This is a genomic window from Kitasatospora sp. NPDC001119 (assembly GCF_053598475.1).
Genome location: NZ_JBSFKI010000012.1, coordinates 17,952 through 36,187, shown reverse-complemented (window position 1 = coordinate 36,187; position 18,236 = coordinate 17,952). Strand labels below are relative to the sequence as shown.

Sequence of the window (18,236 nt, the reverse complement as noted above, 5' to 3'; positions counted from 1 at the left end):
CAAGCCACTTCGCGCCCGAAGCAGCCCGGGCTGTCCCGATTCGTCCCACGTGGTCTGGACCACATCTGGCCGAAGTGGCCCGGCCCCCGCCACTGCGAAACCGGGGGCGAAACGGGCACGGCTACAGGTGCGGGCGCGGGCCGCGTCCGGGGACGCGGCCCGGCGGCGTCAGGCCCCCTGCTCCGACGGCCGCCCCAGCCGCTTGATCCCCTTGCGCTCCGCCGCGCAGCGCTCGTAGCCCAGCCAGGCGTTGATCGCCAGCATCGGCCCGTTGGTCGTGTCGTTGCTGGTGTACGCGTGCCGGAGGCCCGCCGCGGCGGCGAGCCGCAGGGACTCCAGCTTGGCCGACTTGGTCAGCCCGCGGCCGCGGAACTCCCGGTGGCAGGCGGTGAACGCGGACCAGTAGCGGTCCACCCCGTCGGTCTGCACCATGCTGAACGCGGCCGGCCGGCCGTCCACCACGGCGACGACGCTCAGGGCCAGGTCCCGGTCCGGCCGGTTCCAGTCGTCGCGCAGCCAGTCCTCGTACTCCAGGGCGTCCATCGGCACCTCGCTGCCGGGCTCGTCCAGGATGGCGTCCGCCTCGACCAGGAACACCGGGTGCGGGTCGGCCGCCCAGTCCGCGGCCGGGCGCAGCTCGACGCCGGGCGGCAGTACGGGCGCCGGCGGCAGCGGCAGCGCCAGGTCCCGTCCGGCGAACTGCATGGTGCGCCCGAGCCGGTACCCCCGGGCGGTGGCGAAGGCCACCGAGGCGGGCTCGTCGTCCATCCAGGTGTGCAGTTCCGTCACCCCGCGCCCGACCAGGTGCCGTTCGGCCGCGGCCAGCAGCGCGGTGGCCGCGCCGCGCCGCCGGAACCCGGGCAGCACACTGCCGTTGGCGTAGCCGACACCCGCGACGGACGTCCCGAGCACCACCCCGCAGCGCACCGCGCCGACCACCCGGCCGTCCAGCTCGGCGACGAAGGTGCGGAAGTGCTCCTCGGGGCTCGGCCGGCCGTTCAGCCAGAGCAGGGTCTCGGCGGAGAGCACCAGGTGCTCGCGCCCGGCCCGGTGGGCCGCGGCCACGGCCTCGGCGTCCCCGGGGCGGAAGTCCCGGATCGTCAGGGGGGAGGAATTCGAAGAAGTCATGGATTCCCACGCTAGCCGCGCCCACCCGCCCGACGCCTCCGATTTATCCGCCGGAGGGCACCCCCACCTGCGGGGGACGGCCCGGGCTCGGGACCCAAGTCCCTCACGACCGGAACGACATGCTCAAATAATGCTCTGAGAAGACCGGGTGAGGCTTGGCAGCCACCCCACCCGGGGACATCCTCAGCAACACGGCCGCACGGGTCCGGCGACGACGCCGCACCGGTCGACGGCCCTCCCACCCGGCCCTCCGAAGGGGGCGAACCGATGACTTCCCCTGCCCTGGCCACCGCACCCCGGGACACCGCGCCCCAGGACGCCGCACCGCTGGCGACCGCGCCCCGGGACACCGCCTCCCGGGACGCCGCGCCCCGCCTGGGCGTCGGCCTCGGCTGGCGCGGCGAGATCGACACCGTGGTCGAGCGCCAGCCCGGCCTGGACTGGGTCGAGGTGGTCGCCGAGAACATCTGCGCCGACCACCTGCCCGACTCCCTGACCGTCCTGCGCGGACGCGGCGTCACCGTCGTCCCGCACGGCGTCGGCCTCGGCCTCGGCGGCGCCGACCTGCCCGACCCCGCCCGCCTCGCCCGGCTCGCCGAGGCCGCGCTGGCGCTCGGCTCCCCGCTGGTCACCGAGCACCTGGCGTTCGTCCGGGCCGGCGGCCTGGAGGCCGGCCACCTGCTGCCCGTCCCCCGCACCCGGGACTCGCTGCGGGTGATCGCCGAGAACGTCCGGATCGCCCAGGACCAGCTGCCGGTGCCGCTCGCCCTGGAGAACATCGCCGCCCAGCTCGCCTGGCCGGACGACGAGTTCACCGAGGGCCAGTTCCTCGCCGAGCTGGTCGAGCGCACCGGCGTCCGGCTGCTGATCGACGTCGCCAACCTGCACACCAACCGGGTCAACCTCGGCATCGACCCGGCCGCCGAGCTCGACCGCCTGCCGCTGGAGGCGCTCGCCTACGTCCACGTCGCGGGCGGCACCCTGGTCGACGGCGTCTGGCACGACACCCACGCCCACCCCGTCACCGAGCCGGTGCTGGAGGTGCTGGCCGAGCTGTGCGCGCGGACCGCCCCGCCCGGGGTCCTGCTGGAGCGGGACGCCAACTTCCCGCCGCCCAGCGAGCTGGCCGGTGAACTGGACGCCATCCGCCGGGTGCTGGAGGGGAGCACCCGGCGATGACCGACCTGACCGGGACCGCGCGGGACACCGCCGACCAGGACCTCGCCGCCGCCCGGCGGCGCCTGGCCCGGCGCCAGGAGGAGCTGCTGGCCGCCCTGGTGGCCGGCGGCCCCGTCCCGCCCGGCTTCGACGAACGCCAGGTCCGCGCCCAGTCCACCGGCCTGGCCGCCAAGCGGCGGGACACCACCGCCAAGGTGGCCCCCGACCTGCCCCGTACGCTCGGGGCGGGGTACGGGCCGCTCTTCCTCGACTACGCCCGCTCCCACCCGCAGACCGGCGGCTACCGGGCCGACGCCCGGGCCTTCGCGCAGTGGGTGCTCACCGACGGCGGCCCGCTCGCCGCCGACCACCGCCGGGCCCTGGAGCAGTGGCTCCACCCGGCCCCCGTACGACCGCCGGGCCCGCTCACCCGCCTGCGCCGGGCCCTGCGCCGGTAGCCGGTAGCCGGCAGCCGTCGACTGTCGGACACCCGGCCGGCCGTCGGCGACCGCGGGGCCACCGGGCCCTGACGAACCATCACCACCTCGGGGGGAACCGCCCATGTGGCACAACAGCTACTTCATCGTCCCGGCCGTCCTGCTGGCGGCCGCCGCGGTCCACGCGGTCCGGACCCGGCAGCGCATCGGCCAGGTCCGGTACGCCAAGGGCCTGCCCGGCCGCGGCCTGCCGCTGCTCGACACCGCGTTCCTGTCCGGCGGTCCGGCGCGGGTGTTCGACACCGCCCTGGTCCGGATGCACATGAGCGAGCAGGCCGTGGTCAGCCGCTCCGGCCTGGTCACGCTCACCGGCGCCAAGCCGTACGACGCCGTCGACAAGGCCGTCCAGGACGCCGTCGGATCGACCGGGAGCCGTCAGCTCGGCCCGCTGCGCCGCACCGTGATGCGCTCCACCGCCGTCCAGGAGATCGGCGACCGGCTCGCCGACCGCGGCCTGATGCGCCGCCCCGAGCGGCTGCGGCGGGCCCGCACCGCCCGCCGGCTGCTCTGGCTCGCGCTGCTCCTGGTGGCGGCCTCCATGGTGGCCGCCCCGCTGCTCGACGACGGCGCCGCCGGCCACGAGCGCCCGAAGCTCTGGATCCCGGTCATCCTGCTGATCGTGGGCGTCGTCTCGCTGCTCGTCACCCCGCTCGTCAAGAGCCGGATCACCCCGGCCGGGCAGCGCCAGCTGTCCCTGATGCAGGGGCCGTGGAAGCCCAATGCCGGGGTGTCGCCCCGGCTGGCCGGCGGCGCGCTGCTGGGCGCGCTCGCGCTCGGCGGCCTCGCCGCCGCCGGGCTGGGGGAGCCGGAGCTGGAGGCCGCGATGCTGGCCGCGTCGACCGACGACGAGGAGTTCTTCCGGCAGGCCACCGCCGCGAACGGCTCCGCGACCTCCTCGTCCTCGTCGTCGTCCTCCTCCTGCTCCTCCGGCTCCGACGGCGGCTCCTCCGCCTGGTGCGGCTCCTCCGACTCCGGTTCCTCCGGCTCCTCCGGGTCCGGCTGCGGCTCGTCCGGCTGCGGGTCCTCCTCGTCGAGCTGCGGCTCCTCTTCCTCCAGCTGCGGCTCCAGCTCGTCGAGTTGCGGCTCCTCGTCGTCCTCCAGCTGCGGGTCGAGCTGCGGCGGTGGCGGCTGCGGCTCCTGACTCCGGCGGCACCCGGCGGAAGTCACAGTTCGGTATCGCGAACCGGGAAGGCGTTCCGCGCGCAGTCGGCACAGGCATACAACAAGCCCATGTGGTTGCTGTTCCTCATACCGGCCTGTGTCGCGGCTGTCCTGTCCTGCGTCCGACTGGTCCGGATGACCGCCACCGCCGACGCCCTCGCCGACCAGAGCGGCCTGCGGCCCCCCGAAGCCGTGGGCATCGGCCTGTACGAGACCGCCTACCTGGCCGGCGGCCCGGGCCGGGTGGTCGAACTCGCCCTCGTCCTGATGGCCGGCCGCGGACGGCTCCACCTGGCGCACACCGGCTGGACCACCGTGGTCGACCCCAGGGGCCGCAGCCGCCTGGAGCGGGCGGTCATCGCCACCGTCGGCCCCGAGGGCCAGTGCCGCACCGACGAGCTGCGCCAGGCGGTCGCCGAGCACCCCAACGTGCTGGAGATCGGCGCCCGGCTCGCCCTGGCCGGCCTGGCCACCCCGGCCCTGGTGCAGCGCAACACCGTGGTGGTGATCCGGCAGGTCCGGCACGCGCTGCTGCTGTCCCTGCTCCTGCTGGCCGCCTCGCTGGCCCTCGACGGCTTCACCGGCGGTGACACCCTCGCCCCGCTCGCCTGGTTCTCGCTGCCGCTGGTGCTCACCTCCGGCACCCTGCTGATGGCCCGCGTCGACGTCTACCCGTACACCCGCTGGGCCTCCCCGATCGGGCAGGAGGTGCTGCGCGAGGTCCGCCCGGCCCGCCAGCGCGGCCTGGCCGACGACGAGGAGCGCGAACTGCTCACCGCCGTCGCCATGAACGGCCCCGCCGCCCTGCCCGACGCCCGGCTCCGCGCCGCCCTGCGCCCGCACCGCGGCTAGGGCGGCGGCCTGTGGCCGGTCCGCCCGCTCGGCGCCGACCCCTCCCACCAGGGCAGACTCCCGCCCATGGACCAGCACCACCACGCCGTACTCGACCGCGCCCGGGCCGAGGGCCGGCTCGTCCGGCTGCACCGGACCCTCCCCGGCGCGGACCGGCTGGAGGGCTTCGTCCTCGGCACCGTCACCGGGCTGCGCCCCCGCTCACTGCGGCTGCACGAGGTCGACACCGAGGCGCGCTGGTACCCGGAGCCGACCAAGTACCGGCTCCGCGACGTCACCCGGGTCGGCCTCGGCGACCACTACACCTCCGTGCTGCGCGAGTTCGCCGGTCCGCGACCGGACCGCGACGGCACGGAGGCCGGTTCCCCCGTGTGACACGGGGGAACCGGCCTCCGGGAGCCGTGGGCCGCTCCGGCCGGGTCGCTCAGACCAGGCCGTTCATCAGACCAGGCCGTTCAGCAGCTCGCTCACCGGCTTGCGGCGCCCGGTGAAGAACGGCACCTCCTCGCGGACGTGCAGCCGGGCCCGGGAGGGGCGCAGGTCGCGCATCAGGTCGACGATCCGGTGCAGCTCGTCCGCCTCGAAGGCGAGCAGCCACTCGTAGTCGCCGAGCGCGAACGAGGCCACCGTGTTGGCCCGCACGTCCGGGTAGCCGCGCGCCATCTGGCCGTGCTCGGCGAGCATCGCGCGCCGCTCGGCGTCCGGCAGCAGGTACCACTCGTAGGAGCGGACGAACGGGTACACGCAGACGTAGTCGCGCGGGCGCTCGTCGGCCAGGAAGGCCGGGATGTGCGACTTGTTGAACTCGGCCGGGCGGTGCAGCGCCATGTTCGACCAGACCGGCTCCAGCAGCCGGCCGAGGCCGGTGCGGCGGAAGCGGTTGTACGCCTCCTGGAGGTCGTCCGAGTCTTCGGCGTGCCACCAGACCAGGATGTCGGCGTCCGCACGCAGACCGGAGACGTCGTACGTACCGCGCACAGTCACGTCCTTGGCGTCCAGCTGCGCGAACAGCTCGTCCACCTCGGCGGCCAGGGCGGTGCGGTCCTCGGGCAGGCCGCCCTTGAGCTTGAACACCGACCACATGGTGTAGCGGATGACCTGGTTCAGGTCGCGCGCCTTCTTCTTCTCGGGCCGCTGCTCCGGCTCCCGCTCAACGCTCTCAGTCATGCGCCCATTGTCCTCTCCGTGGAACCTTCCCCGGTCGCCGGGGTCAGCAGTCTGTCGACGGCGGCCGCGGCGGCGGCCGCCGAACCGATGCACGCCGGAATGCCCACCCCGTCGTACGCGGCGCCGCACAGCGCCAGCTTGCCCACCCGCCCCGCCGCCGCCCGTACCCGGGCCACCCGGTCCAGGTGTCCCACCGGGTACTGCGGCAGACCGGCCGAGAACCGCGAGACGAAGGTGTCGTACGGCCGGGCGGTCAGCCCGATCGCCTCCCTGAGATCGGCCAGCGACCGCGCCACCAGCTCCTCGTCCGGCAGCCCCAGTGCCTCCTCCTCGCGGTACCGGCCCAGCGAGGTGCGCAGCAGGAACGCGTCCGGCGCGGAGCGCTCCAGCCAGCCCCACTTGTTCGAGGAGAAGGTCGACGCCTTGATCTGCCGCCCGTCCACCGGCGGCACCAGGAAGCCGCTGCCGCTCGGCGGCTCGGCCAGGTCGGCGCGGCGGAAGGCCAGGGTGACCAGGGCCATGCCCGCGTACTCGACGGCGTCCAGCTCGGTGGCGGCCGCCGGGGCGTCCTCGCGCAGCAGCCGGGCCGCGGCGGGCGCCGGGACGGCCAGCACCACGGCATCCGCGTGCAGCACCTCGCCGCCGGTCACCACCCGCCAGCCGTCGGGGGTGCGGCGCAGCTCGTCCACCGGGGCGTCGGTGCGCAGGTCCACTCCCGCCCGCACACAGGCCGCGGCGACCGCGCCGGGCAGCGTACCGAGACCGCCGCGCAGGCCCTGGAACACCGGGGTGCCGACCACCTTCGGCCGCGAGGCCAGCTCGTGCACCCCCGCGACCAGCGAGCCGCCGTCACGCGCGATCGACAGCAGCTGCGGCACGGCGGCGCGCAGCGAGATCTCCTCGGCGCGGCCCGCGTAGACGCCGCCGAGCAGCGGCTCGACCAGCCGGTCCACCACCTCCTGGCCCAGCCGGTCGGCGACGTAGCGGCCGATCGCGACGTCGTCGCCGACCTCGGTGCTCCGCTCGTGCCGGGCCCGCTCCAGGCCCTCGTCGGTCAGCACCCCGGAGGCGGCCAGCGCCTCCAGGTCACCGGGGACGCCCATCACCTGCCCGCCGGGCAGCGGCCGCAGCGCGCCGCGGGTCCAGATCGCGGCCTTCGCGGTGGTCGGCGGCTCCAGCTCCCCGCCGAGCCCGACCGCCCGCGCCAGCTCCACCGCCTCCGGCCGCCGGGCCAGCACCGACTCGGCCCCGAGGTCCACCCGGACCCCGCCGACCTCCCCGCCCCACAGCTTCCCGCCGACCCGCCCGGACGCCTCCAGCACCGTCACCCGCGCCCGCGCCGGCCCCCCGGCCGCCCCGCTCAGGAAGGCGGCCGCAGCCAGCCCCGCGATCCCACCACCGACGACGACGACGACCTGTGCATCCGACATGCTCCGCAGTCTCGCAGACCCTTACACCGGACCCTCAATCCGCTGCACACCCGAAAAGAGCAGGCCGGTGACCGTCGCTCCCGGTACGGTCCCGACCGAGAGGAGGGTGCCCTGTGGTGTACCTGTGGGGCGAGGCGGTCCGGTGGGTGGACGACGAGCCGCAGCCCGGGGTGGTGGAGGTCTGTTTCACGGACGCGGACGGCCGACGGTGGTCGATCATCGGGAAGACCGCGATGTTCGGGACGGACCAGGCCCTCGGGCCCGGCGCGTGGATCGAAGCGGACTCGCCGTTCCCGTTCCCGGCCGACATCGACTGCACCGTGCTGGGCCCGGCCGCCGGGCGCGCGGACGAGGTCGTCACGGTGTCCATCTGGCAGCCGCACCATCTCCAAACCGTGTGCGGGCGGCGGGAGTTCACGATGCGAAGGGACCAGCTCTTCGAGGAGTGAGCCGGCCGCCGTAGGCTCCACCGCATGGAACCGATCGTGGTGAGTGCGTGTCTGGCCGGGATTCCCTGTCGGTACGACGGGCGGGCGAAGACCTCCGACGGCGCCGTGCGGCTGGTCGAGGAGGGGCGGGCCGTGGTGGTGTGCCCGGAGGGGGCGGGCGGGCTGCCCACGCCGCGGCCGCCGGCGGAGATCGTGGGCGGGGACGGCGCGGACGTGCTGGACGGGCGGGCCCGGGTGGTGGACGCGACGGGCGCGGACTGCACCGCGGAGTTCCTGGCCGGTGCCCGGGCGGCGCTGTCCGCCGCCGAGGAGGCGGGGGCCCGGCGGGCGGTGCTGATGGCGCGCAGCCCGTCCTGCGGCTGCGGTCAGGTGTACGACGGGACGTTCTCCGGGGAGCTGCGCCCGGGTGACGGGGTGACGGCGGCGCTGCTGCGCCGGGCCGGGATCGAGGTCACGGCCGGGTAGTGGGCCCCCGGAGTCCGGGGGCCCACCGCCCTGAGGTCAGCGTGCGCTGGCCTCGTGGACGAAGGCGACGAGGCGGCTGAGCGCGTCCGGGTCCATGGACGGCAGCACGCCGTGGCCGAGGTTGAAGATGTGGCCGCTGGTGCCGAGCGCCTGGGCGGCGTGCAGCACCTCGCGGGCCTTGGTCTCGACGACCTTGGTGGGCGCGTACAGCACCGCCGGGTCGAGGTTGCCCTGGAGGCCCTTGCCCTGGCCGACCCGCTCGGCGGCGACGTTCAGCGGGACCCGCCAGTCGACGCCGACGATGTCGGCGCCGGCCTGGCCCATCAGGCCGAGCAGCTCGCCGGTGCCGACGCCGAAGTGGATCCGCGGCACGCCGTACCCGGCGACGGCGTCGAAGACCTTGGTGCTGGACGGCATCACCGAGCGGCGGTAGTCGTCCGGCGCGAGGGCGCCGACCCAGGAGTCGAACAGCTGGACCGCGGAGGCGCCGGCCTCGATCTGCACCTTGAGGAAGGCCGAGGTGATGTCCGCGAGCCGGTCCACCAGGGCGGCCCACAGCTCGGGCTGCCCGTACATCATGGCCTTGGTGTTCTCGTGGTTCTTGGACGGGCCGCCCTCGATCAGGTAGCTGGCCAGCGTGTACGGCGCGCCGGCGAAGCCGATCAGCGGGGTCTCGCCGAGCTCGTCCACCAGCAGGCCGACGGCCTCGGTGATGTAGGGGACGTCGTCGGGCTCCAGCGGGCGCAGCCGCTTCAGGTCCTCGGCGGTGCGGATCGGGTCGGCGATGACCGGGCCGATGCCGGGCTTGATGTCGACGTCGATGCCGACGGCCTTGAGCGGCACCACGATGTCGCTGAAGAAGATCGCGGCGTCCACCTTGTGCCGGCGCACCGGCTGGAGGGTGATCTCCTTGACCAGCTCGGGCCGCATGCAGGACTCCAGCATGGGGATGCCCTCGCGGACCTTCAGGTACTCGGGCAGCGAGCGGCCGGCCTGGCGCATGAACCACACCGGGGTGTGCGGCACGGGCTCGTGCCGGCAGGCGCGCAGGAACGCCGAGTCGTGCGCGGCGCCGCGGCGCCCGGGGGTGGTCGGGCCGTCGTGGGTGGCCGCCGTGCTGTCTGCCGTAGTCTCGCTCACCGTCAAATCTTCGCACGCGTGCCGGGCCCGGTTTCCCGGCCGGTCTCGTCGGTTCCTCCAAGATCTGTCCGGGTTTGCCGTTCCGGCACGCCGCTGGGAGAGAAGTTGCGGCGATAACCCCGTTCTTCGACCTAGTCTTCGGGACATGGCAGCGGTCGGAGGGCACCCCGCACAGGGTGGCGGAGCAGGTGGCGGAGCGGGTCGCGAGGGGGCGCCGAGCGAGTTCCGGGCGGCCGTGGCGGCCCTGGACGGGGCCCGGTTGCGGCCCGAGGTGCAGCTCTCCCCCGCGCCCGCGCCGCGCCGGCTCGCCCCGTACTCGTTCGCGGTGACCGCCTCGGTCGAGGTGGACGGCGAGGAGCTGGCGGACGGCCGGCTGGTGCTGCTGTACGACCCGGCCGGGCAGGAGGCCTGGAACGGGGAGTTCCGGGTGGTCACGATGACCCGGGCCGAGCTGGAGCCGGAGATGGCCGGGGACCCGATGCTCTCCGAGGTGGGCTGGGCCTGGCTGCTGGACTCCCTGCAGGCGCACGCCGCCGGGTTCGCGGAGCCGTCCGGCACGGTGACGCTGGCCTCCTCCCAGTACTTCGGGGGCCTGGCGGACCGCCCGTCCTCGACGGAGATCGAGATCCGGGCCTCCTGGACCCCGGCCGACGGCCGTTTCGAGCGGCACCTGGCGGCCTGGGGGGACCTGCTGTGCGTCAGCGCCGGCCTGCCGCCGGCCGCGCCGGCTCCGCAGGGTCCCGCCGAGGTTCCTTCACTCGGTGGAGTGGTCCCGATGCCGGCCCGGCGACGCCCGCGGTCGCACTGACGGGTGGTGTGCGGCTCCGGCGGCACCCGGGGGCCGGACGCCACCCCCAGGGCTGACGGAGTGTGACTTCGGACCCGCTCTGCGTCAATTCATCGGTCGATACCGACCGATCGGCACCGAATCTGATCGATTTTGTGCGAATACCAGGCATGTCGCATCAATCATTTGCGCGATTTGTCCGTATTGTTACTCACTAGATCGTGATCTTTCGCTAAAGCCGGGCACGGATGCTGCCGAAGCAGTCTGTGACCCTTTCCCAACGCGGAACACTCCGACCGCCCCCATCGGGGTTCCGTCCGCCACTCCCCGCAGGAGGCCTGGTGTCGGTCCTTCTTGAGCACCCCGCAAACGTGGTCGCCTACCGGCCGACCAAGCCCACCGCCATGGTGGTCATCGCCGATCCCCGTGTCCGAAACACCGTCACCCGCCACCTGTGGGCCCTCGGTGTCCGGGACGTGATCGAGGTGTCCTCCATCGCCGAGGCCCGCCCACGGGTCTCCACCCCCCGCGACATCTGCGTCGCCGACGTCCACCTCCCGGACGGCTCCGGGCTGACCATCCTCGCCGAGACCCGCGCCGCGGGCTGGCCCAACGGCCTGGCGCTGTCCGCCGCCGACGACATCGGCGCGGTCCGCAGCGCGCTGGCCGGCGGCGTCAAGGGATACGTGGTGACCGGCACCCGGACGAACGTCGCGATGCCGGGCCGCCCCGGGATGCCGCTCGGCGCCGCCGGGCTGGCCGGCCGGATGCGCCGCCCCGGGATGCCGGGCATGCCGGGCGCGGCCGGAGCGCCGGGCGCCCCCGGAGCCCCTGGTGCGCCCGGCGCGCAGCAGGCCGCCTACCGCGAGCTTTCCGGCCGCGAGGTCGAGGTGCTGCGGCTGGTCGCCGAGGGCCAGTCCAACAAGGCGATCGGCGTGGCGATGGGCCTGTCGGCGCTCACCGTGAAGAGCCACCTCGCCCGGATCGCCCGCAAGCTGGGCACCGGCGACCGCGCCGGCATGGTCGCGGTCGCGCTGCGCACCGGCATCATCCACTGAGCCGGACGCTCCGGACCGCTGCGGCGGCCGAGGAGGAACGTTTCCTCCTCGGCCGCCGCGGCGCTGTTCCGGGGCCCGCCGTCGAACTCCCGTCGTCAACCTCCCGCCGCCGAACTCCCGTCACCCCCGGAGGGCCCGCGACGGGCGAACCGCGCCCTGGAGCGGGGCGGGCCGCCCCCGGGCGATCAACAGTCTGACCAGTCCGACAACACTCCCGGCCGCGAGGACCGTCGTACCCTTGGGGGGTGACCGACGCCGTAGCAGCCATCCCAGAAGAAGCAGCCCCGGTCCCGCTCCTTGAGCCGAGGGAGGGGATCCCGCCCGTCGTGGCGGACGAACAGGCGCTGGGCGCCGTCGTCGCCGCCTTCGCCGCGGGCACCGGACCGGTGGCCGTCGATGCCGAACGGGCCTCCGGCTACCGCTACGGGCAGCGCGCCTACCTCATCCAGCTGCGCCGCGCGGGTTCCGGCTCCGCCCTGATCGACCCGATCGCCTGCCCGGACCTCAGTGCGCTCGGCAAGGCCGTCGAGGACGCCGAGTGGGTCGTCCACGCGGCCAGCCAGGACCTGCCCTGCCTGTCCGACGTCGGCATGAGACCCCAGCGCCTGTTCGACACCGAGCTGGCCGGGCGGATCGCCGGCTTCGCCCGGGTCGGCCTCGGGCCGATGACCGAGAACGTGCTCGGGCTGAGCCTGTCCAAGGAGCACTCCGCGGTCGACTGGTCCACCCGCCCGCTGCCCGAGCCGTGGCTGCGCTACGCCGCTCTGGACGTCGAGGTGCTGGTCGAGCTGCGCGACGCACTCGAACAGGAGCTGGACGCCCAGGGCAAGCTCGGCTGGGCGATGGAGGAGTTCGCCTCGATCGCCGCCGCGCCCCGCCCGGGCCCGCGCAACGACCCGTGGCGCCGCACCTCGCAGCTGCACAAGATCCGCCGCCGCCGTCAGCTGGCCGTGGTGCGCGAGCTGTGGCTGGTCCGCGACCGGATGGCGCAGGACCGCGACGTCTCCCCCGGCCGGGTGCTCGCCGACGCGGCGATCGTCAACGCCGCGCTGGCCATGCCGCTGAACATCGCCGCCCTGCAGGCCGTCCAGGGCTTCGGCCCGCGGGTGCACCGGCGCCAGCTGGAGCAGTGGCTGGCGGCCGTGCAGCGCGCCCGGGAGATCCCGGAGAACATGCTGCCGCCGGCCACCGCGCCGCACGACGGACCGCCGCCGCCGCGGGCCTGGGCCGAGAAGGACCCGGTGGCCGCCGCCCGGCTGTCCGGCGCGCGCGCCGCGATCAGCGAGCTGGCCGAGCGGTACCACGTGCCGGCCGAGAACCTGATGACCCCGGACACCGTCCGCCGGGTCTGCTGGCACCCGCCGACCGAGCCGGGCCCCGAGGCCGTGGCCGCCGCGCTGCGCGGGTTCGGCGCCCGGCAGTGGCAGGTGGACCTGGTGGCGCCGGCGGTGGCCGCCGCGTTCGCCGCGGCCGCGGCCCAGGACTGATCACGCTCCAGGACCGATCACGGCAACACGTGGAAGGGGATGTCATCCGTACGGGTGACATCCCCTTCGTCGTACCCGTCCGTCGCGCCCGCCCGTCGTACCCGTTCGTCGCACCGTTCGCCGCGCCCGGGAACGACGCTCCTGGTCGGACGGGCCGGGGAACGTGTCGGGGGACACATGGTCGGATCCCTCCGAGGGGCCTGGGCAGGTTGGTTACCGGCGGGTAGCATGGCGGTGATGCGGCGCCGCTCGGGTCTTCGACGGCGGCAGCCCGCCCAATCGTCATGTTGGTCCCTGGGAGGAGAGCCCCCGTGCCTCGTACCGCGAGGGACGTCGTCTTCGTCGATGGCGTCCGCACCCCGTTCGGCAAGGCAGGCCCGAAGGGCATCTACCACGAGACGCGCGCCGACGACCTCGTCGTCAAGTGCATCCGGGAGCTCGTGCGCCGTAACCCGAACCTGCCCGTCGAGCGCATCGACGAGGTCGCCGTCGCGGCCACCACGCAGATCGGCGACCAGGGCCTGACCATCGGGCGCACCGCCGCCCTGCTGTCCGGCCTGCCGAAGTCCGTCCCCGGCTACGCGATCGACCGCATGTGCGCCGGCGCGCTGACCGCCGTGACCACCACCGCCGGCGGCATCGCCTTCGGCGCGTACGACGTGGTCGTGGCCGGCGGTGTCGAGCACATGGGCCGCCACCCGATGGGCGAGGGCGTCGACCCGAACCCGCGCTTCGTCTCCGAGAAGCTGGTCGACGAGTCCGCCCTGTTCATGGGCATGACCGCGGAGAACCTGCACGACCGGTTCCCGCACCTGACCAAGGAGCGCTGCGACGCCTACGCCGTGCGCTCCCAGGAGAAGGCCGCCAAGGCGTACGCCAACGGCGACATCCAGCCCGACCTGGTGCCGATCTCGATCCGCAACACCAACCCCGAGGTCGGCGAGACCGGCTGGGGCCTGGCCACCGTGGACGAGCCGCTGCGCCCGGGCACCACGATGGAGTCGCTGGCCAGCCTGAAGACCCCGTTCCGCCCGCACGGCAACATCACCGCGGGCAACTCGGCCGGTCTGAACGACGGCGCCACCGCCTCGCTGCTGGCTGCCGAGGACGTCGCCGAGGAGCTCGGCCTCCCGGTCAAGATGCGCCTGGTCTCCTTCGCCTTCGCGGGCGTCGAGCCCGAGGTCATGGGCATCGGCCCGGTGCCGGCCACCGAGAAGGCGCTGGCCAAGGCCGGTCTGACCATCGACGACATCCAGGCCTTCGAGATCAACGAGGCCTTCGCCGTCCAGGTCCTGTCCTTCCTGGACCACTACGGCATCGCGGACGACGACGAGCGGGTCAACCCGTACGGCGGCGCGATCGCCTTCGGCCACCCGCTGGCCTCCTCCGGCGTGCGCCTGATGAACCAGCTGGCCCGCCGCTTCGAGCAGCGCCCGGACGTCCGCTACGGCCTCACCACGATGTGCATCGGCTTCGGCATGGGCGGCACCATCATCTGGGAGAACCCCCACTGGAGCGGAGCGACCCAGAACACCGAGCTCGAGGGTGGTAAGTGACCATGACGAACACCACCGAGCTGCTGACCCGCGGCGCCGAGCTCTTCCCGGGCGAGGTCGTCACGACCGCGCACGTCCGCCACCTCGACCTGCCGCTGCAGGCCGGCCGGCTGGCCCTGATCACCCTGGACAACGGCTTCGACCACACCAAGCCGACCACCTTCGGCCCGGGCTCGCTGCTCAAGCTGAACGAGGCGCTGGACCAGGTCGCGGCCGAGGCCGCCGAGGGCACGATCGTCGGTGCCGCGATCACCGGCAAGCCGTTCATCTTCGCGGTCGGCGCCGACCTCAAGGGCGTCGAGCTGCTCAAGGAGCACGCGGACGCGCTGGCCATCGGCAAGGGCGGCCACGACGTCTTCCAGCGGATCGCCACGCTGCCCGTCCCCACCTTCGCCTTCTACAACGGCGCGGCGATGGGCGGCGGCGTCGAGGTCGGCCTGCACTGCGACTACCGCACGGTGTCGGCGGGCGTCCCGGCCTTCTCGCTGCCCGAGGTCTTCCTCGGCCTCGTCCCCGGCTGGGGCGGCTGCACCATCCTGCCGAACCTGGTGGGTGCCGGTAAGGCCGTCAAGGTCATCGTCGAGAACTCGATGAACCAGAACAAGCAGCTCAAGGGCAAGGACGTGTTCGAGCTGGGGATCGCCGACGCGATCTTCGAGCCGGCCGACTTCCTGGAGCAGTCGCTGCTCTGGGCCGCCAAGGTCGTCAAGGGCGACGTCGTCGTCGAGCGCGAGGCGATCGACCGCGGCAAGGCCTGGGACGACGCCGTCCTCTGGGGCCGCATGGTCGCCGACGCCAAGGTGCACGGCGCCGCTCCGGCCGCCTACAGGGCGCTGGACATCATCGCCGCCGCCAAGGACTTCGACCTCGCGGACAAGGCCAGCCTGCAGGCCGGCTTCGACGCCGAGGACGCGGCCCTGGCCGACCTCATCATGAGCGGCGAGCTGCGCAGCGGCATCTACGCCTTCAACCTGGTGCAGCGCCGGGCCAAGCGCCCGGTCGGCGCGCCGGACAAGTCGCTGGCCCGCCCGGTCACCAAGGTCGGCGTCGTCGGCGCCGGTCTGATGGCCTCGCAGCTGGCGCTGCTGTTCGCCCGCCGTCTGGAGGTGCCGGTGGTCCTCACCGACATCGACCAGGCGCGCGTGGACAAGGGCGTCGGCTACGTCCACGCCGAGATCGACAAGCTGCTCGGCAAGGGCCGGATCGGCCAGGACAAGGCCAACCGGCTCAAGGGCCTGGTCTCCGGCACGCTGGACAAGGCCGCCGCCTTCGGCGACGCGGACTTCGTGATCGAGGCCGTGTTCGAGGAGATGGGCGTCAAGCAGGCCGTCTTCGCGGACCTGGAGAACGTGGTCTCGCCGACCTGCGTGCTGGCGACCAACACCTCCTCGCTGTCGGTCACCGAGATGGCCTCGAAGCTGAAGCACCCCGAGCGGGTCGTCGGCTTCCACTTCTTCAACCCGGTCGCGATCCTGCCGCTGCTGGAGATCGTCCGCGGCGACTCGACGGACGACGCCTCGCTGGCCACCGCCTTCGCGGTGTCCAAGAAGCTGAAGAAGACCTCGGTGCTCTGCAAGGACCGCCCCGCGTTCGTGGTGAACCGGATCCTGACCCGCTTCATGGGCGAGATCCAGGGCATCATCGACGAGGGCACCCCGATCGCCGACGTCGAGAAGGCCGTCGAGCCGCTCGGCCTGCCGATGTCCCCGATCGTGCTGCTGGAGCTGGTCGGCCCGGCCATCGCCCTGCACGTCTCGGAGACCCTGCACGGCGCCTTCCCGGAGCGGTTCACCGTCTCCGAGAACCTCGCCAAGGTGGTCAAGGCCGGCAAGCGCGGCTTCTACACCTGGACGGACGGCCAACAGGTCCTCGACCCCGAGGTGCTGGAGCTGCTGACCTTCGGCGACTCGGTGCTCACCGGGGAGCAGGTCCGCGCCCGCGCCCTGGAGGCCGTGGCGCAGGAGATCGGCCTGATGCTGGAGGAGGGTGTCGTCGCCGAGGCGCAGGACATCGACCTCTGCATGATCACCGGTGCCGGCTGGCCCTTCCACCTGGGCGGGATCACCCCGTACCTGGACCGTGAGGGCGTCTCGGAGCGGGTGAACGGCAAGGCCTTCCTCGCCCCCGGCGTGGCCTCGGTGCCCGCGTAACGCAGCACCCGAACACGGAGCCCCGGTGACCGCCTGGTCACCGGGGCTCCTCCGTGTGTACGGGGCTGCCGCCCGGACGCGGCGTGTACGGCGTTTCCGCCAGGAGTTCGTGTGTACGGCGTTGCCGCGAGGAATCCGGGTACGGGCCGCCTCAGTGCTTGAGGCGGTACACCACGGTGTCGGCGAAGACGCCGACCATCTCGTAGTGGGTGTCCAGCAGGTTCTCGATCCGGGGGACCATGACCGGCTGGTACGGGGCGATGCCGGAGTCGTCGACCACGACCTCGGGCAGGCCGTTGGCCAGCTCCTTGTCGAAGGTCTGCCAGGCGTTGGAGACGCTGAACTGCTCGCCGACGTTCTGGTTGCCGTCCTTGCCGCCGCTGTAGTTGGTGAGGAAGCCGGCGGTCAGGTAGCGGGTGGCGGGCTTGCGGTCGGCCAGCCAGTACAGCTCGGGGTGCATGCCCCAGACCAGCACGGTGTCCTTGGGGGTGGTCTGGGCGGCGACGGCGGTGGCGACCTCGGTGGTGCGGTTGAGCCGCTCCCCCGGCCAGGCCAGCGCCAGGCTCCAGAACACCGTGGCGGCGGCCGTGGTGTACAGCAGGACGGGCTTCCAGCGGATCGCCGAGGTGGCGACCGCCCCGGTGCCCAGCAGCACCAGCGGCGGGATCAGCTGGAGGTAGTAGTGGCCGAAGAAGTGGAAGCCCACGCTGACCGCGACGACCGAGGAGAGCAGCCAGACCCACAGGTCCGTGGTCGAGCCGTGCTCCTCGCCGGCCACCGGCAGCGGGCGGTGGCGGTGCTTGAGCCAGAGCCGGCGTCCGACCGGGAGCAGGAAGCCCAGGCCGGCCGCGGCCAGGATGGCCGAGTTGCCGAAGGCCCGGCCGAGCATCTGGAGCCAGGCGCCGCCGAAGGAGGCGTAGTCGCCGCTGCCGGTGACCACCCAGAAGAGGAAGCCCTTGGGCTTGGTGAGGATCACCGCGACCAGCGCTATCGGCAGGGTGAAGCCGAACCCGATCTTGAACAGCGCGGGCGGCCAGCGCACCCCGCGCCGGCGGGCGTCCTGGAACAGCATCCAGAGCACCGGCAGCAGCACCGCGCCGCCGGTCTGCTTGGTCAGTGAGCAGAGGGCGACCGCGATGCCCGCGGCCAGCCAGCGGCGCCGTTCGGCGTACCGGAAGGCGGCCACCATGGCGGGCAGCATGAAGACCTCGAAGGTCGCCGCCTGGGTGTCCTCCGGGGAGAGCCCGATGGAGACCAGCAGGTAGAGCAGTCCGGCCCCGGCCCCGGCCCGGTTGCCCCAGCGGCCGCGGGCGATCGAGGCCAGCAGGATCGCGGTGACCAGGTGGGCCACCACCGCCAGGGTGCGCAGCGGCCAGAGCGAGGCGGAGCCGAAGACCGCGAAGCAGGCCTGGTAGAGCCAGGGCAGCAGCGGTGGTTTGCGGTCCACCACGGTGTCGTACAGCACCCCGCCGTCCGCCAGCATCCGGGCCTGGGTGGCCAGGAAGCCCTCGTCCGGGCTCCAGACGGGCCGGGCGAAGGAGGGGATGTGGGTGAGCAGCGCGACCAGCGCGAGCACCGGCACCAGCCTGGTCCAGTACCCGGTGAGAACACGGGTACGGACGCGCTCGGGCAGGCGCTCGGCCAGTCCGGTGAGGCGGAGGCGGGTGGGGGTCGGCACGGGTGACAACCTACCGGGCGGGATCGGCGCCGGTGGCGCCGGTCCCGCCTTTCAGTGCGATTGTCAGCTTGTT

Annotated in this window: 15 protein-coding genes and 1 pseudogene; 11 read left to right on the top strand and 5 right to left on the bottom strand. The window is 73.6% G+C overall.

Going from position 1 to position 18,236, the window contains the following annotated elements:
• Window positions 1–168 precede the first annotated feature (168 nt).
• On the bottom strand, window positions 169–1,128 hold the full coding sequence (locus ACWDD9_RS16795) for a GNAT family N-acetyltransferase (RefSeq protein WP_449811925.1): 960 nt from the start codon (window positions 1,126–1,128) through the stop codon (window positions 169–171).
• A gap of 327 nt (window positions 1,129–1,455) precedes the next feature.
• Between ACWDD9_RS16795 and ACWDD9_RS16790 the strand changes: the two are divergent.
• From ACWDD9_RS16790 to ACWDD9_RS16775, 4 genes and pseudogenes are all read left to right on the top strand, one after another.
• A pseudogene (locus tag ACWDD9_RS16790) lies at window positions 1,456–2,744 on the top strand (DUF692 domain-containing protein).
• 103 nt (window positions 2,745–2,847) lie between these two features.
• Complete coding sequence (locus tag ACWDD9_RS16785) at window positions 2,848–3,924, top strand: TIGR04222 domain-containing membrane protein (RefSeq protein WP_449811924.1); 1,077 nt, start codon at window positions 2,848–2,850, stop codon at window positions 3,922–3,924.
• 89 nt (window positions 3,925–4,013) lie between these two features.
• Window positions 4,014–4,796: a TIGR04222 domain-containing membrane protein gene (locus ACWDD9_RS16780; RefSeq protein ID WP_049651285.1), complete on the top strand. Its 783-nt coding sequence runs from the start codon at window positions 4,014–4,016 to the stop codon at window positions 4,794–4,796.
• 66 nt (window positions 4,797–4,862) lie between these two features.
• Window positions 4,863–5,171 (top strand): hypothetical protein, encoded by a 309-nt coding sequence (locus ACWDD9_RS16775; RefSeq protein WP_449811923.1) that lies wholly within the window; start codon window positions 4,863–4,865, stop codon window positions 5,169–5,171.
• Window positions 5,172–5,237: 66 nt separating this feature from the next.
• Here the strand turns inward: ACWDD9_RS16775 and hemQ are convergent, their stop codons facing one another.
• Together hemQ and hemG are read right to left on the bottom strand one after the other, a co-directional pair.
• A complete protein-coding gene (gene hemQ / locus ACWDD9_RS16770) occupies window positions 5,238–5,963 on the bottom strand; it encodes a hydrogen peroxide-dependent heme synthase (protein ID WP_117489931.1) in 726 nt (241 codons plus the stop codon).
• Window positions 5,960–7,393 (bottom strand): protoporphyrinogen oxidase, encoded by a 1,434-nt coding sequence (hemG, locus tag ACWDD9_RS16765; RefSeq protein WP_449811922.1) that lies wholly within the window; start codon window positions 7,391–7,393, stop codon window positions 5,960–5,962. The genes hemQ and hemG overlap by 4 nt, the downstream gene beginning before the upstream one ends.
• Before the next feature lie 113 nt (window positions 7,394–7,506).
• Here hemG and ACWDD9_RS16760 point away from each other — a divergent pair, with 113 nt between their 5' ends.
• Together ACWDD9_RS16760 and ACWDD9_RS16755 are read left to right on the top strand one after the other, a co-directional pair.
• Window positions 7,507–7,842 (top strand): hypothetical protein, encoded by a 336-nt coding sequence (locus ACWDD9_RS16760; protein WP_074005622.1) that lies wholly within the window; start codon window positions 7,507–7,509, stop codon window positions 7,840–7,842.
• A 24-nt stretch (window positions 7,843–7,866) separates the two neighbouring features.
• On the top strand, window positions 7,867–8,307 hold the full coding sequence (locus ACWDD9_RS16755) for a DUF523 domain-containing protein (protein ID WP_049651282.1): 441 nt from the start codon (window positions 7,867–7,869) through the stop codon (window positions 8,305–8,307).
• A gap of 36 nt (window positions 8,308–8,343) precedes the next feature.
• Here ACWDD9_RS16755 and hemE read toward each other — a convergent pair whose 3' ends face one another.
• On the bottom strand, window positions 8,344–9,357 hold the full coding sequence (gene hemE, locus ACWDD9_RS16750; RefSeq protein ID WP_234348351.1) for a uroporphyrinogen decarboxylase: 1,014 nt from the start codon (window positions 9,355–9,357) through the stop codon (window positions 8,344–8,346).
• Window positions 9,358–9,592: 235 nt separating this feature from the next.
• On the opposite strand from hemE, the gene ACWDD9_RS16745 reads away from it, so the two are divergent.
• The 5 genes from ACWDD9_RS16745 to ACWDD9_RS16725 all read left to right on the top strand — a co-directional run bounded on the left by ACWDD9_RS16745 (window position 9,593) and on the right by ACWDD9_RS16725 (window position 16,485).
• The gene (locus tag ACWDD9_RS16745) at window positions 9,593–10,255 is read left to right on the top strand and encodes a DUF3000 domain-containing protein (protein WP_074005620.1); all 663 of its coding nucleotides are present in this window, start codon (window positions 9,593–9,595) and stop codon (window positions 10,253–10,255) included.
• A gap of 320 nt (window positions 10,256–10,575) precedes the next feature.
• On the top strand, window positions 10,576–11,292 hold the full coding sequence (locus ACWDD9_RS16740; RefSeq protein ID WP_049651279.1) for a response regulator transcription factor: 717 nt from the start codon (window positions 10,576–10,578) through the stop codon (window positions 11,290–11,292).
• A gap of 245 nt (window positions 11,293–11,537) precedes the next feature.
• The gene (locus ACWDD9_RS16735; protein WP_416874207.1) at window positions 11,538–12,779 is read left to right on the top strand and encodes a ribonuclease D; all 1,242 of its coding nucleotides are present in this window, start codon (window positions 11,538–11,540) and stop codon (window positions 12,777–12,779) included.
• Between the two features lie 311 nt (window positions 12,780–13,090).
• Window positions 13,091–14,335, top strand: coding sequence for a thiolase family protein (locus ACWDD9_RS16730; RefSeq protein ID WP_449811921.1), 1,245 nt, complete (start codon window positions 13,091–13,093; stop codon window positions 14,333–14,335).
• Window positions 14,336–14,337: 2 nt separating this feature from the next.
• Window positions 14,338–16,485 (top strand): 3-hydroxyacyl-CoA dehydrogenase NAD-binding domain-containing protein, encoded by a 2,148-nt coding sequence (locus ACWDD9_RS16725; protein ID WP_449811920.1) that lies wholly within the window; start codon window positions 14,338–14,340, stop codon window positions 16,483–16,485.
• Between the two features lie 151 nt (window positions 16,486–16,636).
• Here ACWDD9_RS16725 and ACWDD9_RS16720 read toward each other — a convergent pair whose 3' ends face one another.
• Window positions 16,637–18,163 carry an ArnT family glycosyltransferase gene (locus tag ACWDD9_RS16720; protein WP_234348350.1) on the bottom strand — a complete coding sequence of 509 codons (1,527 nt, stop codon included), beginning with the start codon at window positions 18,161–18,163 and terminating at the stop codon, window positions 16,637–16,639.
• Between the last annotated feature and the right edge of the window lie 73 nt (window positions 18,164–18,236).